This is a genomic window from Azorhizobium doebereinerae UFLA1-100 (assembly GCF_000473085.1).
Lineage (GTDB): Bacteria > Pseudomonadota > Alphaproteobacteria > Rhizobiales > Xanthobacteraceae > Azorhizobium > Azorhizobium doebereinerae.
Genome location: NZ_AXBA01000005.1, coordinates 46,367 through 60,300, shown reverse-complemented (window position 1 = coordinate 60,300; position 13,934 = coordinate 46,367). Strand labels below are relative to the sequence as shown.

Annotated in this window: 12 protein-coding genes; 8 read left to right on the top strand and 4 right to left on the bottom strand. The window is 69.4% G+C overall.

Translation table 11 applies throughout. From position 1 onward, the window contains the following. Position 1: 1 nt before the first annotated feature. From YU1_RS0106600 to YU1_RS0106590, 3 genes are all read left to right on the top strand, one after another. Positions 2 to 259 carry a hypothetical protein gene (locus tag YU1_RS0106600; RefSeq protein WP_029003397.1) on the top strand — a complete coding sequence of 86 codons (258 nt, stop codon included), beginning with the start codon at positions 2 to 4 and terminating at the stop codon, positions 257 to 259. A 61-nt stretch (positions 260 to 320) separates the two neighbouring features. Continuing rightward, the gene (gene metH / locus YU1_RS28285) at positions 321 to 4,064 is read left to right on the top strand and encodes a methionine synthase (RefSeq protein WP_035714224.1); all 3,744 of its coding nucleotides are present in this window, start codon (positions 321 to 323) and stop codon (positions 4,062 to 4,064) included. Positions 4,065 to 4,168: 104 nt separating this feature from the next. Then, complete coding sequence (locus tag YU1_RS0106590; protein ID WP_156921987.1) at positions 4,169 to 4,606, top strand: hypothetical protein; 438 nt, start codon at positions 4,169 to 4,171, stop codon at positions 4,604 to 4,606. A gap of 4 nt (positions 4,607 to 4,610) precedes the next feature. Here the strand turns inward: YU1_RS0106590 and YU1_RS0106585 are convergent, their stop codons facing one another. From YU1_RS0106585 to guaB, 4 genes are all read right to left on the bottom strand, one after another. Beyond that, positions 4,611 to 6,110, bottom strand: coding sequence for a tripartite tricarboxylate transporter permease (locus tag YU1_RS0106585; RefSeq protein ID WP_029003395.1), 1,500 nt, complete (start codon positions 6,108 to 6,110; stop codon positions 4,611 to 4,613). Positions 6,111 to 6,121: 11 nt separating this feature from the next. Next, positions 6,122 to 6,592, bottom strand: a complete 471-nt coding sequence (locus YU1_RS0106580) for a tripartite tricarboxylate transporter TctB family protein (RefSeq protein ID WP_029003394.1) — start codon at positions 6,590 to 6,592, stop codon at positions 6,122 to 6,124. Positions 6,593 to 6,696: 104 nt separating this feature from the next. Then, a complete protein-coding gene (locus tag YU1_RS0106575) occupies positions 6,697 to 7,710 on the bottom strand; it encodes a Bug family tripartite tricarboxylate transporter substrate binding protein (RefSeq protein WP_084539704.1) in 1,014 nt (337 codons plus the stop codon). 258 nt (positions 7,711 to 7,968) lie between these two features. After that, positions 7,969 to 9,471 (bottom strand): IMP dehydrogenase, encoded by a 1,503-nt coding sequence (guaB, locus tag YU1_RS0106570; protein ID WP_051356572.1) that lies wholly within the window; start codon positions 9,469 to 9,471, stop codon positions 7,969 to 7,971. A 293-nt stretch (positions 9,472 to 9,764) separates the two neighbouring features. On the opposite strand from guaB, the gene YU1_RS0106565 reads away from it, so the two are divergent. The 5 genes from YU1_RS0106565 to der all read left to right on the top strand — a co-directional run bounded on the left by YU1_RS0106565 (position 9,765) and on the right by der (position 13,838). After that, the gene (locus tag YU1_RS0106565; RefSeq protein ID WP_029003391.1) at positions 9,765 to 10,334 is read left to right on the top strand and encodes an NnrU family protein; all 570 of its coding nucleotides are present in this window, start codon (positions 9,765 to 9,767) and stop codon (positions 10,332 to 10,334) included. A 48-nt stretch (positions 10,335 to 10,382) separates the two neighbouring features. After that, positions 10,383 to 11,213 (top strand): 3-methyl-2-oxobutanoate hydroxymethyltransferase, encoded by an 831-nt coding sequence (gene panB / locus YU1_RS0106560; RefSeq protein WP_029003390.1) that lies wholly within the window; start codon positions 10,383 to 10,385, stop codon positions 11,211 to 11,213. A gap of 171 nt (positions 11,214 to 11,384) precedes the next feature. Next, a complete protein-coding gene (locus YU1_RS0106555) occupies positions 11,385 to 12,110 on the top strand; it encodes a tetratricopeptide repeat protein (RefSeq protein WP_029003389.1) in 726 nt (241 codons plus the stop codon). A gap of 11 nt (positions 12,111 to 12,121) precedes the next feature. Next, entirely contained in the window at positions 12,122 to 12,355 is a 234-nt protein-coding gene (locus tag YU1_RS28280) for a hypothetical protein (RefSeq protein WP_084539703.1), read from the top strand. 130 nt (positions 12,356 to 12,485) lie between these two features. After that, entirely contained in the window at positions 12,486 to 13,838 is a 1,353-nt protein-coding gene (gene der / locus YU1_RS0106545; RefSeq protein ID WP_029003388.1) for a ribosome biogenesis GTPase Der, read from the top strand. The last annotated feature ends 96 nt before the right edge of the window (positions 13,839 to 13,934 follow it).

The following is a 13,934-nucleotide window of genomic DNA, read 5'->3' as shown; positions in this document are numbered from 1 at the left end:
TATGGCACGCGAGCCGGACAATATGATCCCGACCTTGCTGCGAGAACTGCGAGCCCACATGGACGCGCGGTTCGGCAAGCTGGATGGCGAAATCGGCTTGGTAAAAGGCGAAGTCGCCGAGAATTCCAAACGGCTCGAAAGTCTGCGCCAGGCAATGATCGGCGAATCCGTCCTCGGCCGCTACACGGTGGCGGAGGTGGAGCAGCGCCTTGAGAAGATCGAAAGCCGCCTTGCGGCACTCGAAAAGCACAGCCAGTAATCCTGGGCTCTCCGGCCTTCCCGTTCCGCCGCTCTCGGCCCCGCCGAGCCACGAGGTTCCGATGACCACCGTCCCCGCTCCGACCGGCCCTGACGCGGCCCAATCTGCCCTCATCATCGCCGCGCGGGAGCGCATCCTGGTGCTGGACGGCGCCATGGGCACCATGATCCAGGGCCTGAAGCTGGACGAAACCGGCTATCGCGGCGCGCGCTTCGCCGATTGGCCGCGCGACGTGAAGGGCAATAACGACCTGCTGAACCTGACCCGGCAGGACGACGTTCGGGCCATCCACCTGAAGTATTTCCTCGCCGGCGCCGACATCGTCGAGACCAACACCTTCTCCTCCACCACCATCGCCCAGGCCGACTACGGCATGGAAGAGCTGGCCTATGAGCTGAACGTGGAGGGCGCGCGCCTCGCCAAGGAAGCGGCGATCGAAGCCGAGAAGCAGGACGGCCGCCGCCGTTTCGTCGCCGGCGCCATCGGCCCGACCAACCGCACCGCCTCCATCTCGCCGGACGTGAACGATCCCGGCTTCCGCGCCACCAGCTTCGACGAACTGGCCATCGCCTATGGCGAGCAGGCGCGCGGGCTGCTGGACGGCGGCTCCGATCTGCTGCTGATCGAGACCATTTTCGATACGCTGAACGCCAAGGCGGCGGTGTTCGCCATCGAGGGGCTGTTCGAGGAACGCGGCATCCGCGTGCCGGTGATGATCTCCGGCACCATCACCGACCTCTCCGGCCGCACCCTGTCCGGCCAGACGCCGAGTGCCTTCTGGTATTCGCTGCGCCACGCCCAGCCTTTCTCCATCGGCCTCAACTGCGCGCTCGGCGCCAGGGAGATGCGCGCCCATATCGCCGAGCTGGGCCGGGTCGCCGACACCTTCGTCTGCGCCTATCCCAATGCCGGCCTGCCGAACGAGTTCGGCCTCTATGACGAGAGCCCGGAGGCCATGGGCGAGCTGGTGGGCGAGTTCGCCGCCTCCGGCCTCGTCAACATCGTCGGCGGCTGCTGCGGCACCACGCCGGACCACATCGCCGCCATCGCGCGGGCCGTGGCCGGCAAGGCGCCGCGCGCCATCCCGCGGATCGAGCCGCGCCTGCGCCTGTCCGGCCTGGAGCCGTTCGAGCTGACGCCCGAGATCCCGTTCGTGAACGTGGGCGAGCGCACCAACGTCACCGGCTCGGCGCGCTTCCGCAAGCTCATCACCAATGGCGACTTCGCCGCCGCCCTCGCGGTTGCCCGCGACCAGGTGGAGAGCGGCGCCCAGGTGATCGACGTGAACATGGACGAGGGCCTGCTGGACAGCCAGGCGGCCATGGTCTCCTTCCTCAACCTCGTCGCCGCCGAGCCGGACATCGCCCGGGTGCCGGTGATGGTGGACAGCTCCAAGTGGGCGATCATCGAGGCCGGCCTGAAGTGCATCCAGGGCAGGGGCATCGTGAACTCCATCTCCATGAAGGAGGGGGAGGACGCCTTCCGCCACTATGCCCGCCTCGTGCGCCGCTATGGCGCTGCGGTGGTGGTGATGGCCTTCGACGAGCAGGGCCAGGCCGACACCTTCGAGCGCAAGACGCAGATCTGTGCCCGCGCCTACAAGATCCTGGTGGAGGAGATCGGCTTCCCGCCCGAGGACATCATCTTCGATCCCAACGTCTTCGCGGTGGCCACCGGCATTGAGGAGCACGCGCCCTACGGCGTCTATTTCATCGAGGCGACGCGCTGGATCCGGCAGAACCTGCCCCATGCCCACATCTCGGGCGGCGTGTCGAACCTGTCCTTCTCGTTCCGCGGCAACGAGCCGGTGCGCGAGGCCATGCACGCGGTGTTCCTCTATCACGCCATCCAGGCGGGGATGGACATGGGCATCGTCAATGCCGGCCAGCTGGCGGTCTATGACGAGATCCCGGCCGAGCTGCGCGAGGCCTGCGAGGACGTGGTGCTGAACCGCAACCCGGACGCCACCGACCGCCTGCTGGCGCTGGCGGAAGGCTTCAAGGGCGGGGCGGGCAAGGAGAAGCGGGAGGCCGATCTCACCTGGCGCACGCTGCCGGTGGAGAAGCGCCTCGCCCATGCCCTGGTCAACGGCATCACCGATTATGTGGAGGCCGACACCGAGGAGGCCCGCCAGTCCGTCGCCCGGCCGCTGCACGTGATCGAGGGTCCGCTGATGGCGGGCATGAACGTGGTCGGCGACCTGTTCGGTTCCGGCAAGATGTTCCTGCCCCAGGTGGTGAAGTCCGCCCGCGTGATGAAGCAGGCGGTGGCCTATCTGATGCCCTTCATGGAGAAGGAAAAGGCGGAGATGGGCCTGACCGAGGCCTCGGCCGCCGGCCGGATCCTGATGGCCACCGTCAAGGGCGACGTGCATGATATCGGCAAGAACATCGTCGGCGTCGTGCTCCAGTGCAACAATTACGAGGTCATCGACCTCGGCGTGATGGTGCCCACCGCCAAGATCCTGGAAGTGGCCAAGGCGGAGAAGGTGGACGTGATCGGCCTTTCCGGCCTCATCACCCCGTCGCTGGACGAGATGGTCTCCGTCGCCTCCGAGATGGAGCGCGAGGGCTTCCGCGTGCCGCTGCTGATCGGCGGCGCCACCACCTCGCGCGTCCACACGGCGGTGAAGATCGCGCCGCAGTATCAGCGCGGGCAGGCGGTCTACGTGACCGACGCCAGCCGCGCCGTGGGCGTGGTGTCGAACCTGCTCAGCCCGGAGACCCGCGACGGCTACATGGCCGAGATCAAGGCCGAGTATGTGAAGCTGGCCGACGCCCATGCCCGCGCCGACGCGGCCAAGCAGCGCGTGCCGCTGGCCAAGGCGCGCGAGAACGGCCTCAAGCTGGACTTCGCCGCGGTGGCGCCGAAGCCGTCCTTCCTCGGCACCAGGGCGTTTGTGGATTACGACCTCGCCGACATCGTGCCGTTCATCGACTGGACGCCCTTCTTCTCCTCCTGGGAGCTGGCGGGCCGCTATCCGGCGATCCTCCAGGACGAGAAGGTGGGCGAGGCCGCCCGTTCCCTGTTCGCCGACGCGCAGGCCATGCTGAAGAAGATGGTCGAGGAGAAGTGGGTCGCCGCCCGCGCCGTGGTCGGCTTCTGGCCGGCCAATGCGGTGGGCGACGACATCGTCCTGTTCCGCGACGATACCCGCAAGACGCCGCTGGCCAGCCTGCACACCCTGCGCCAGCAGCTCGCCCGCCGGGAAGGCCGCTTCAACCTGGCACTGTCGGACTTCGTGGCGCCGCTCGACACCGGCGTTGCGGACTATGTGGGCGGCTTCGCGGTCACCGCCGGCATCGGCGAGCAGGAGCGCACCGACGCCTTCAAGGCGGCGAATGACGACTATTCCGCCATCCTGCTCAAGGCGTTGTGCGACCGCCTCGCGGAAGCCTTCGCCGAGCGCATGCACCACCGCGTGCGCACCGAGCTGTGGGGCTATGCGGCGGACGAGGCCCTGACCAATGACGACCTCATCGCCGAGAAGTACCAGGGCATCCGGCCGGCGCCGGGCTATCCGGCCCAGCCGGACCATACCGAGAAGGGCACGCTGTTCACCTTGCTGGACGCCACCGCCCAGATCGGCCTGGAACTGACCGAGAGCTTCGCCATGTGGCCGGGCGCGGCGGTGTCGGGCTTCTATTTCTCCCACCCGCAGAGCGCCTATTTCGGCGTCGGCCGCATCGAGCGCGACCAGGTGGAAGACTATGCCGCCCGCAAGGGCTGGACCGTGGAGCAGGGCGAGCGCTGGCTCGCGCCGATCCTGAACTACGACCCCGCCCGCCGCGCCGCGGCGGAGTGAGGGGGCGGCGGGGGAAGGCCACGCGCCGACCCCTGTCCTTTTCCGGCTCCCGGTTGCAGGATGCGCCGCCCGCCCGCCGCGGGTTGCGATCCTGGGGGAGACCAATGTCCAGAATTCGGAAGCTCGCCGCCATGGGCGGCGTCGGCGTGCTCATGGCGCTGGCCGGCGCCGCCTCCGCGCAGGAGGCGCCCAACCTCGTCGGCACCTGGAAGGGGATGGCGACGGTGGTTCATATCGGCTCCAACCCCTATCGGGTGGCCGAATCCAACGGGCCGAACCTGCCGCCCAATGCGGTCGAGATGACCTATGTCTTCACCAAGCAGGACGGCAACCGCTTCGTCGGGACGTCGACCAATGGCAAGTTCACCGAGACGGTGATCGGTGCCATCAGCCTCGACAACCGCACCGGCGTGGCGCTGGACGACGACGGCCAGTACACCTTCACGCTGCGCGACCTGAATACCATCGACCTGTGCTACGCGCACTCCTTCCCCACCAGCAAGGTGGTGGGCTGCTGGCAGATCAAGCGCGCCGCGAACTGAAGGCTCAGTCCTCGTTCGCCTTGAACCGCCCGAGGTTCTTCATCACGAAGGGGGCGATGAGGGCGATGGCAGCCACCGCCAGCAAGGTGGCCGAGATCGGGCTTTCCAGCAGCACCATGGGATCGCCCAGGCTGATGGAGAGCGCCCGGCGCAGCTGCGCCTCGGCCACCGGGCCGAGGATCAGCCCCACCACCACCGGGGCGACGGGATAGTCGAACCGCCGCATCAGGTAGCCCATCAGGCCGAAGACGGTGAGCATGCCCAACTCCACCACCGAGGGCTTGGCGGCGATGGTGCCCATGGTGGCGAACACCAGGATGCCGGCATAGAGCCAGGGCTGGGGAATGGCCAGAAGCCGCACCCACAGCCCGACCAGCGGCAGGTTCAGCACCAGCAGCATGGCATTGGCGAGATAGAGCGAGGCGATCAGCCCCCACACCAGCTGCGGATGGTCGGCGAACAGCAGCGGCCCCGGATTGAGGCCGTATTGCTGGAAGCCCGCCAGCATCATGGCGGCCGTGGCGGAGGTGGGCAGGCCGAGCGTCAGCAGCGGCACCAGCGTGCCCGCCGCCGAGGCGTTGTTGGCCGCCTCGGGACCGGCGACGCCCTCGATGGCGCCCTTGCCGAATTCCTCCGGATGCTTGGTCAGTCGCCGCTCGACGGCATAGGACAGGAAGGTGGGGATCTCCGCCCCGCCGGCCGGCAGGGCGCCGATGGGAAAGCCGAGCGCGGTGCCGCGCAGCCAGGGCTTCCAGGAGCGCCGCCAGTCGTCCAGCGTCATCCAGAGCGAGCCGCGGATCGGCTCCAGCTTCTCCTCCTCCAGATGCCTGCGCGAGGCCACGAACAGCGCTTCGCCGATGGCGAACAGGCCGACCGCCAGGGTAGTGATCTCCACCCCGTCCAGCAGTTCCGGCGTGCCGAAGGCGAGGCGGGACTGGCCGGTGAGCTTGTCGATGCCCACCAGCCCGAGGGCGAGGCCGATGAACAGCGAGGTCAGTCCGCGCACCGGGCTGTCGCCGAAGGTGGCGGAGACGGTGACGAAGGCCACGCACATCAGCGCGAAATAGTCCTCCGGCCCGAACTGCACGGCGATCTCCACCAGGGAGGGTGCCAGGAAGGTGAGGCCCAGCGTGGCGATGGTGCCGGCCACGAACGAGCCGATGGCCGAGGTGGCGAGCGCAGGCCCCCCGCGCCCGGCCTTGGCCATCTTGTTGCCCTCCAAGGCGGTGGCCATGGAGGCGCTCTCGCCGGGCGTGTTGATGAGGATGGCGGTGGTGGAGCCGCCATACATGCCGCCGTAATAGATGCCCGCGAACATGATGAGCGAGCCGGCCGGGTCGAGCTTGTAGGTGACCGGCAGCAGCAGCGCGACGGTGAGCGCTGGGCCGATGCCGGGCAGCACGCCCACCGCCGTGCCGAGCAGCACGCCGATGAGCGCGAACAGCAGGTTCATCGGGGCGATGGCCACCGAGAGGCCCTGGAGCAGGGCGCCGAGCGTATCCATGGGGCGGGACCTCAGATGAGCTGTTCGAGCGGCCCCGTGGGCAGGGAGAGGGTCAGCAGCTTGGCGAACAGCAGATAGGCCACCACGCCGAGCACGAGGCCGATGCCGAGGTCCGCCAGCAGCGCCCGCCGGCCGAAGGCGCGGGCGGTGGCGGCGAACAATATGGCGGTGGCCGGGATGAAGCCGCCGCCGAAGGCGATGATGGCGATCAGCGCCACCATGCCGCCGAGGATCCAGCCGATGGCCTTGAGGTCGCCCCGCTCGCGGTGGGGCATCTGGCCACGCCAGGCGGAGACAAGATTGGCCAGCGCCAGGATCGCGAGGCCGATCGCGACCACCTTCGGCGCCGCGTCGGGACCGAGGCCGTAGGGCGAGCCGGAGGACAGGGTCGTCGCGTCCCACCAGATCACGCCCGCCAGGGCGGCGAGGCCGGCGGCGATGGCGATGCCGGCGCTGTCGGGCCGGTTCAGCTTGCGGTCCATGAAGCCTCCTGAGGCGGCGCGGCGGCGGGCGAGGAAGAACGGACGATGGAAAGGGGCGGCGCGGCGGACGGCGAGGGCCCGCCGCCGCAGCCGCGCCCGGCCGCTCAGGGCTTCACCAGCCCGACGGACTTCAGCACCTCGGCGGTACGGGCGGTTTCCTGCTTCAGCAGGTCGGCGAAGGCGTCGCCGGTCAGCAGCGCGTCGTCCCAGCCCTTCTGCTTCAGGATGTCCTGCCAGGCGGGGGACCTGGCCATCTTCTCCACCAGATCCACCAGCGTCTTGCGCTGTTCCGGCGTGAGGCCGGCCGGGGCCATTACGCCGCGCCAGTTGGTGATCTTCAGCGCGATGCCGGCCTCGGTGAGGGTGGGCGCGTCCACGCCGTCCAGGCGTTCGGCCGCCGTCACGGCGAGCACGCGCAGCTTGCCGGCCTTCACCTGGCTCTCGAACTCGCCATAGCCGGAGATGCCGGCGGTCACCTTGCCGCCGAGCACGGCGGCCAGCGCCTCGCCGCCGCCGGAGAACGGAATGTAGTTGATCTTGCTGGGGTCCGCCCCGGCCATCTGGGCGAACAGCGCGGCGGCGATGTGGTCGACGCCGCCGGCCGAGCCGCCGGACCAGGTGACCTTGCCGGGATTGGCCTTGATGGCCGCCGCCAGCTCCTGGATGGTCTTGATGGGCGAGGCGGCGGGCACGACGATGGCCTCGGTCTCCTCGGTCAGCCGGGCGATGGGCGTCACCTGGTCGAGGCTCACCGGCGCCTTGTTGGTCAGGATGGCGCCCACCATCACATAGCCCATCACCATGAGCTGGCTGGGATCGCCCTTGGCGCCGTTGATGAACTGCGCCAGCCCGATGGTGCCGCCGGCGCCGGTGACGTTGGTCACCTGCACGCTGCGCACGAGGCCGGCGGTGACCAGGGCCTGCTGCATGGAGCGCGCGGTCTGGTCCCAGCCGCCGCCGGGCGAGGCCGGCGCCATGATCTTGAGGTCGCTCATCTGCGCGCGGGCGGGGGCGAGGCCGAGCGGGCCGGCCAGCAGGGCCAGGGCGCTGAGCGTGCCGGCGAGCAGCGGCAAGGCGGAACGGCGGGTGACGGCGCAGGCGTGACGATGGCGCGGCATAGGCGTTGCTTCCTTCCCGTAACGGACTTGGCGCCCGCTTGTTCATGGTCCGCGCCGGGCATGAGGTGCCCGGACGACCGTTGGGGAAAGCATCCTTCGCTTCCGTTCCGAAAGGAAGCGGGAAACCGTCGGACAGCCTGATTTTTCACGCGTTTATACGTTCACGTTACGGCACTCGGGCCGCGCGGGGGGAGCGGAAACGCAAACGGCCGGCGGAAGGCCGCCGGCCGTTTTTCAATCCGATCGCGCGCCGAACCCTCAGACGCTGGTGGGATAGTTCGGGCTCTCGCGGGTGATGGTCACGTCATGCACGTGGCTCTCGCGCAGGCCGGCGGAGGAGATGCGCACGAAGCGCGCCTTCTCGCGGAACTCGGTGAGGTTGGCGCCGCCCACATAGCCCATGGCGGCGCGCAGGCCGCCGGCGAGCTGGTGCAGCACGGTGCCCACCGGGCCCTTGTAGGCCACTTGGCCCTCGACGCCTTCCGGCACCAGCTTCAGCGCGTCGCGCACTTCCGCCTGGAAGTAGCGGTCGGCCGAGCCGCGGGACATGGCGCCCACCGAGCCCATGCCGCGATAGGCCTTGTAGGAGCGGCCCTGATAGAGGAACACCTCGCCGGGGCTCTCCTCGGTGCCGGCCAGCAGCGAGCCGACCATGGCGCAGGACGCGCCGGCGGCCAGCGCCTTGGCGAGGTCGCCGGAGAACTTGATGCCGCCGTCGGCGATCACCGGGGTGTTGGTGGCGTGCGCCGCCTCCACCGCGTCCAGCACGGCGGTGAGCTGCGGCACGCCCACGCCGGCGACGATGCGGGTGGTGCAGATGGAACCGGGGCCGATGCCGACCTTGACCGCGTCGGCGCCGGCGTCGATCAGCGCCTTGGTGGCGTCCGCCGTGGCGACGTTGCCGGCGAGGATCTGGGTGGTGTTGGACATCAGCTTGATGCGCGACACCTGGTCCAGCACCTTGCGGGAATGGCCGTGCGCGGTGTCCACCACCACGAGGTCGACGCCCGCGTCGATGAGGCGCTCGGTGCGCTCATAGCCGTCGTCGCCCACCGTGGTCGCGGCGGCGACGCGCAGGCGGCCCTGCTCGTCCTTCGCTGCGTTGGGGTTGGCGACCGCCTTCTCGATGTCCTTCACGGTGATCAGGCCGACGCAGTGGTAATTGCCGTCCACCACCAGCAGCTTCTCGATGCGGTGGTGGTGCAGCAGGCGCTTGGCTTCGTCCTGGCTGACGTTCTCCGTGACCGTGATCAGCTTGTCCTTGGTCATCAGCTCGGCCACCCGCTGGGTGGGGTCGGTGGCGAAGCGCACGTCGCGGTTGGTGAGGATGCCCACCAGCTTGCCGACCCGCCCGTTGCCGCGCTCCACCACCGGGATGCCGGAGATGGAATAGCGCTTCATCAGGGCCAGCGCGTCGGACAGCGTGTCGTCAGGATGAATGGTGACGGGGTTCACCACCATGCCGCTTTCGAACTTCTTCACCTGCCGCACGTGCTCGGCCTGGATTTCCGGCGTGAGGTTGCGGTGGATGACGCCGATGCCGCCGGCCTGGGCCATGGCGATGGCCATGCGGGCCTCGGTCACCGTGTCCATGGCGGAGGACAGGATCGGCAGGTTGAGGGTGATGGTGTTGGTGAGGCGGCTGACGAGGCTCACCCCGCCGGGCATCACCTCGGAGGCGCCGGGGACGAGCAGCACGTCGTCGAACGTGAGCGCTTCGCGGAACGGCGAGCCGTTAAGGGAATGAATGGGTGTGGACATCGCCAACTCCTGGTCGCGGGCCATCACGAGGTGTGGTCCGCCGGGACGGGTTCGAGACGCCGGGGCGGATGCCGTGCGCGCTTCGAGTTGGCAGTGGCCGATACCATGGGCGCACGACGAATAGAAGACCTTGGCACCGATTTTGCCATGCGTGCCGCGCAACGGCGTGCCGTGCTGAGCGGGGCGCGCCGCTACGGCAGGCGGCGATTTAGACCGCTTCCATCTCCCGCCGTCGCATTCTAGGGTCCGGCGCCCGCCGCATTGCGGGAGCGATTGCACGGACACCTGTTCCCATGGCGATGATGCTTCTCGGCCTTGTGCTCTTCCTCGGCGTCCATGTGGTGTCGAGCCTGCCTGGCCTGCGCGCCGGGCTGATCGCCCAGGTGGGGGAGGGGCCCTACAAGGGTTTCTATTCGCTGCTGGCCGCCAGCGGCGTGCTGCTCACCGCCTATGGCTACGGCCTCTGGCGCGCCGCCGGGCCGGCGGTGCTGTGGACCCCGCCCCTGGCCATGCGCCACGTCACCATGGGGCTCATGCTGCTGGCGGCCATCGCGCTGGTGGCCGCCTATGTGCCGAGCCACATCAAGGCCAAACTCAAGCACCCCATGCTGGTGGGGGTGAAGATCTGGGCGCTGGCGCACCTGCTCTCCAATGGGGACGTCGCCTCCGTCGTGCTGTTCGGGGCGGTGCTGGCCTGGGCGGTCTATGACCGCATCTCGGTGAAGCGCCGGCAGTTGCCCCTGCCGGTGGTGCCGCAGGGCTGGACCGGCGATGTGGGCGCCGTGGTCGGCGGGATCGTCCTGTATCTGGTGCTGGCCTTCGTCTTCCACCCGCTGGTGGTGGGCGTGCCGGTCATGGGCTAGAGCACGTCCCCAACGGAAGACGGAACGACAAGACAAGAGGAAACCGCCATGTCCATCCAAGCCGAGGCGCGCCGCGTCACCGCGCCCGAGATCCGCGCCCGCAAGGGCGGCGAGCCCATCGTCAGCCTCACCTCCTACCATGCGCACACCGCGCAGCTGCTGGACGCGCATGTGGACGTGATCCTGGTGGGCGACAGCCTCGGCATGGTGATGCACGGGCTGGACACCACCGTGCCGGTGACGGTGGAGATGATGATCGTGCACGGCCGCGCAGTGGTGCGCGGCACGAAGCGGGCCTTGATCGTGGTGGACCTGCCGTTCGGCAGCTACGAGGCCAGCCCGGTGGAGGCGTTCCACACCGCCGCCCGGGTGCTGAAGGAGACCGGCGCGGGCGCGGTGAAGCTGGAGGGCGGCGTGCGCATGGCCGAGACCGTGCGCTTCCTGGTGGATCGCGGCGTGCCGGTGATGGGCCATGTGGGCCTGACCCCGCAGGCCATCAATACGCTGGGCTCGTTCAAGGCGCGCGGCCGCGACGACGTGGAGGCCGAGCAGATCCTGGAGGATGCGCTCGCCGTCTCGCGGGCGGGGGCCTTCGCCATCGTGCTGGAGGCCATCGCCGAGCCGCTGGCGCGCCGCATCACCGAGGAAGTGGCGCCGCCCACCATCGGCATCGGCGGCAGCGCCGCCTGCGACGGCCAGATCCTGGTGCTGGAGGACATGCTGGGCCTCGCGCCCCGGGTGCCGAAGTTCGTGAAGAAATACGCCGAGCTCGGCCCGGCCATCGAGGCGGCGGTGTCCACTTATGCGCAGGAGGTGCGGGCCCGCACCTTCCCCGGCGCGGAGCATGTCTATGCCCCGAAGGCGAAGAAGGCGGATTGACCACGGGCCGATGCCGGCACGGAGCCGCACCGAACGGTGATCGGCTCCATGCCGGAAAAATGGCGAAATCGGGCCGGTTTGCCACGATGCGGCCGCATGGATACCTTACCGGCCCCTTTCCCAGCCGCCGCTCCGCCGGCGGATCCGGGCGGCCGCGCGTTTGGACGTTGAATGACCGATATTTTTCACGAGATTGACGAAGACCTGCGCCGCGAACGGTTTCGCCGGCTGTGGGACCGATTCGGCATCTACCTCATCCTCTTCGTGGTGGCGGTGATCGCCGGGACGGCGGCCTATAGCGGCTACCGCTGGTGGAGCCAGAAGCAGGCCCAGGCGGCGAGCGTGCAGTTCGAGGCCGCGGTCAAGCTCGCGGATGCCGGCAAGCACCAGGAGGCGGAGGCTGCCTTCGCCGCCATCGCCAAGGATGCGCCGGCCGGCTACAGGACCCTGGCCCGCTTCCGCGCCGCCAGCGAGCTTGCCACGCATGATGTGGCGGGCGCCGTCGCCGCCTTCGACGCTTTGGCGGCGGATGCCGGCCTCGCCGCCACCGAACGCGACCTGGCGCGCATCCGCGCCGGCCTGCTGCTGGTGGACACCGGCACGGTGGACGCGGTGAAGCAGCGCGTGCAGGCGCTGGCCGACGGGCAGAGCCCGCTGCGCCATGCCGCCCGTGAACTGGTGGCGCTGGCGCAATACAAGGCCGGGGACCTCGCCGCGGCGAACGCCACGGCCACGACCATCGTCGGCGATCAGGAAGCCCCCTATGGGGTGCGCTCGCGCGCGGAACTGCTGCGCACCCTGACGGCGCCGGCCCCCGCTCCCGCGGCCGCGCCTGCCCCGGCGGCGGCCCCCGCTTCGCCCGCGGCGCCCGCCGCCGGCCCGTCTGCCACCCAATGAGGAGCGCCTGGATGCTGCGCGGACGCGTTCGTATCGCCCTTGCCCTGGTTCTTGCCCTCGGCGTGACCGGGTGCGAGAGCCTTGAGAAGCTCAATCCCTTCGGCGACACCAAGAAGCCGCTGCCCGGCTCGCGCACGCAGGTGTTCCCCGGCGGCGTCCCCGGGGTCGAGGACAAGGCGCCGCTGTTGCAGCCGAGCAATGCCAACGTGCCGCTCGGCGCTGCCCCGAGCCTGAAGCCGGAATAATCCGTCACCTCGCTTCCGCCGGCTTTTCCCGCATCGCCGGGATGGTCGCGGAGGGGAACGTATTCTAATCGTACATCGTGGCGACGAGCGCGGCCTCGCACGGGCCGCGTCCGCCATGAGAGTCAAAGCCATGTCCTTCACCCTGGCCATCGTCGGCCGTCCCAATGTGGGCAAGTCCACCCTGTTCAACCGCTTGGTGGGCAAGAAGCTCGCGCTGGTGGATGACCGCCCCGGCGTGACCCGCGACCGGCGCGAGGGCGACGCGCGGCTCGGCGACCTCTCCTTCCGCATCGTGGATACGGCGGGCCTGGAGGAGGCCGATCCCGGCAGCCTGGAAGGCCGCATGCGGGCGCAGACCGAGACCGCCATCGGCGACGCCGACGCGCTGCTGTTCATGATCGACGCGCGCTCCGGCCTGACGCCCACCGACCGGGCCTTCGCCTCCCTGGTGCGCCGGTCGGGCAAGCCCACGATCCTGGTGGCCAACAAGAGCGAAGGTCGCGGCGGTGAGGCCGGCGCGCTGGAGGCCTATGATCTCGGCCTCGGCACCCCCATTCCGCTCTCGGCCGAGCACGGCGAGGGCCTGTCCGACCTCTATGACGCCATCTGTGACGCCCTGCCGGCGCAGACCCAGCCGCAGATCGAAGCGGACGAGGACGCCGACGGCGAGCCCGATCCGAACCGCCCCATCAAGGTGGCGGTGATCGGCCGTCCCAATGCCGGCAAGTCCACCCTCATCAACCGCCTCTTGGGCGAGGATCGCCTGCTCACCGGCCCGGAGGCCGGCATCACCCGCGATTCCATCTCGGTCCGGGTGACCTGGAACGGCCGCCCGCTGGAGCTTTACGACACCGCCGGCCTGCGCAAGCGGGCGCGCATCGAGGACAAGCTGGAGAAGCTGTCCGCCTCCGACGCCCTGCGAGCCATGAAGTTCGCCGAGGTGGTGGTGGTGCTGATGGACGCGACCCGCCCGTTCGAGGAGCAGGACCTGCGCATCGCCGACCTGGTGGCGCGCGAGGGCCGTGCGCTGGTGCTGGGCTACAACAAGTCCGATCTCGTGGGCCCGGCCGCCTTCTCGCGGCTGCGCGAGGAGGCGGACCACTGGCTGCCGCAGGTCAGGGGCGTGCCGATCGTGCCTTTGTCGGGCCTGACCGGGCGCGGTCTCGACAAATTGGTGGAAGCCATCGCCGAGACCTATGCGGTGTGGAACACCCGCATCGCCACCAACCCGCTGAACCGCTTCCTGCAGGACGCCACCGATTCCCACCCGCCGCCGGCGGTGTCCGGGCGCCGGGTGAAGATCCGCTATATGACGCAGCCCAAGGCGCGGCCACCGAGCTTCGTGCTGTTCTGCTCGCGCCCGGAAGCGATTCCGGAGAGCTATCTGCGCTACCTCACCAACGGACTGCGCGAGACCTTCAAGCTGCCCGGCGTGCCGATCCGGCTGACGCTGCGCGAGAAGGACAATCCCTACGCCACCTGACCGCCGGCGCATCGGTCGGCTGGGCGTTGCGGTCCGGCGCCGTTTCCCGTCCTAACCTCGCGTTTACCATGCGGCGGTATGGTTGTCGGGGCGGCG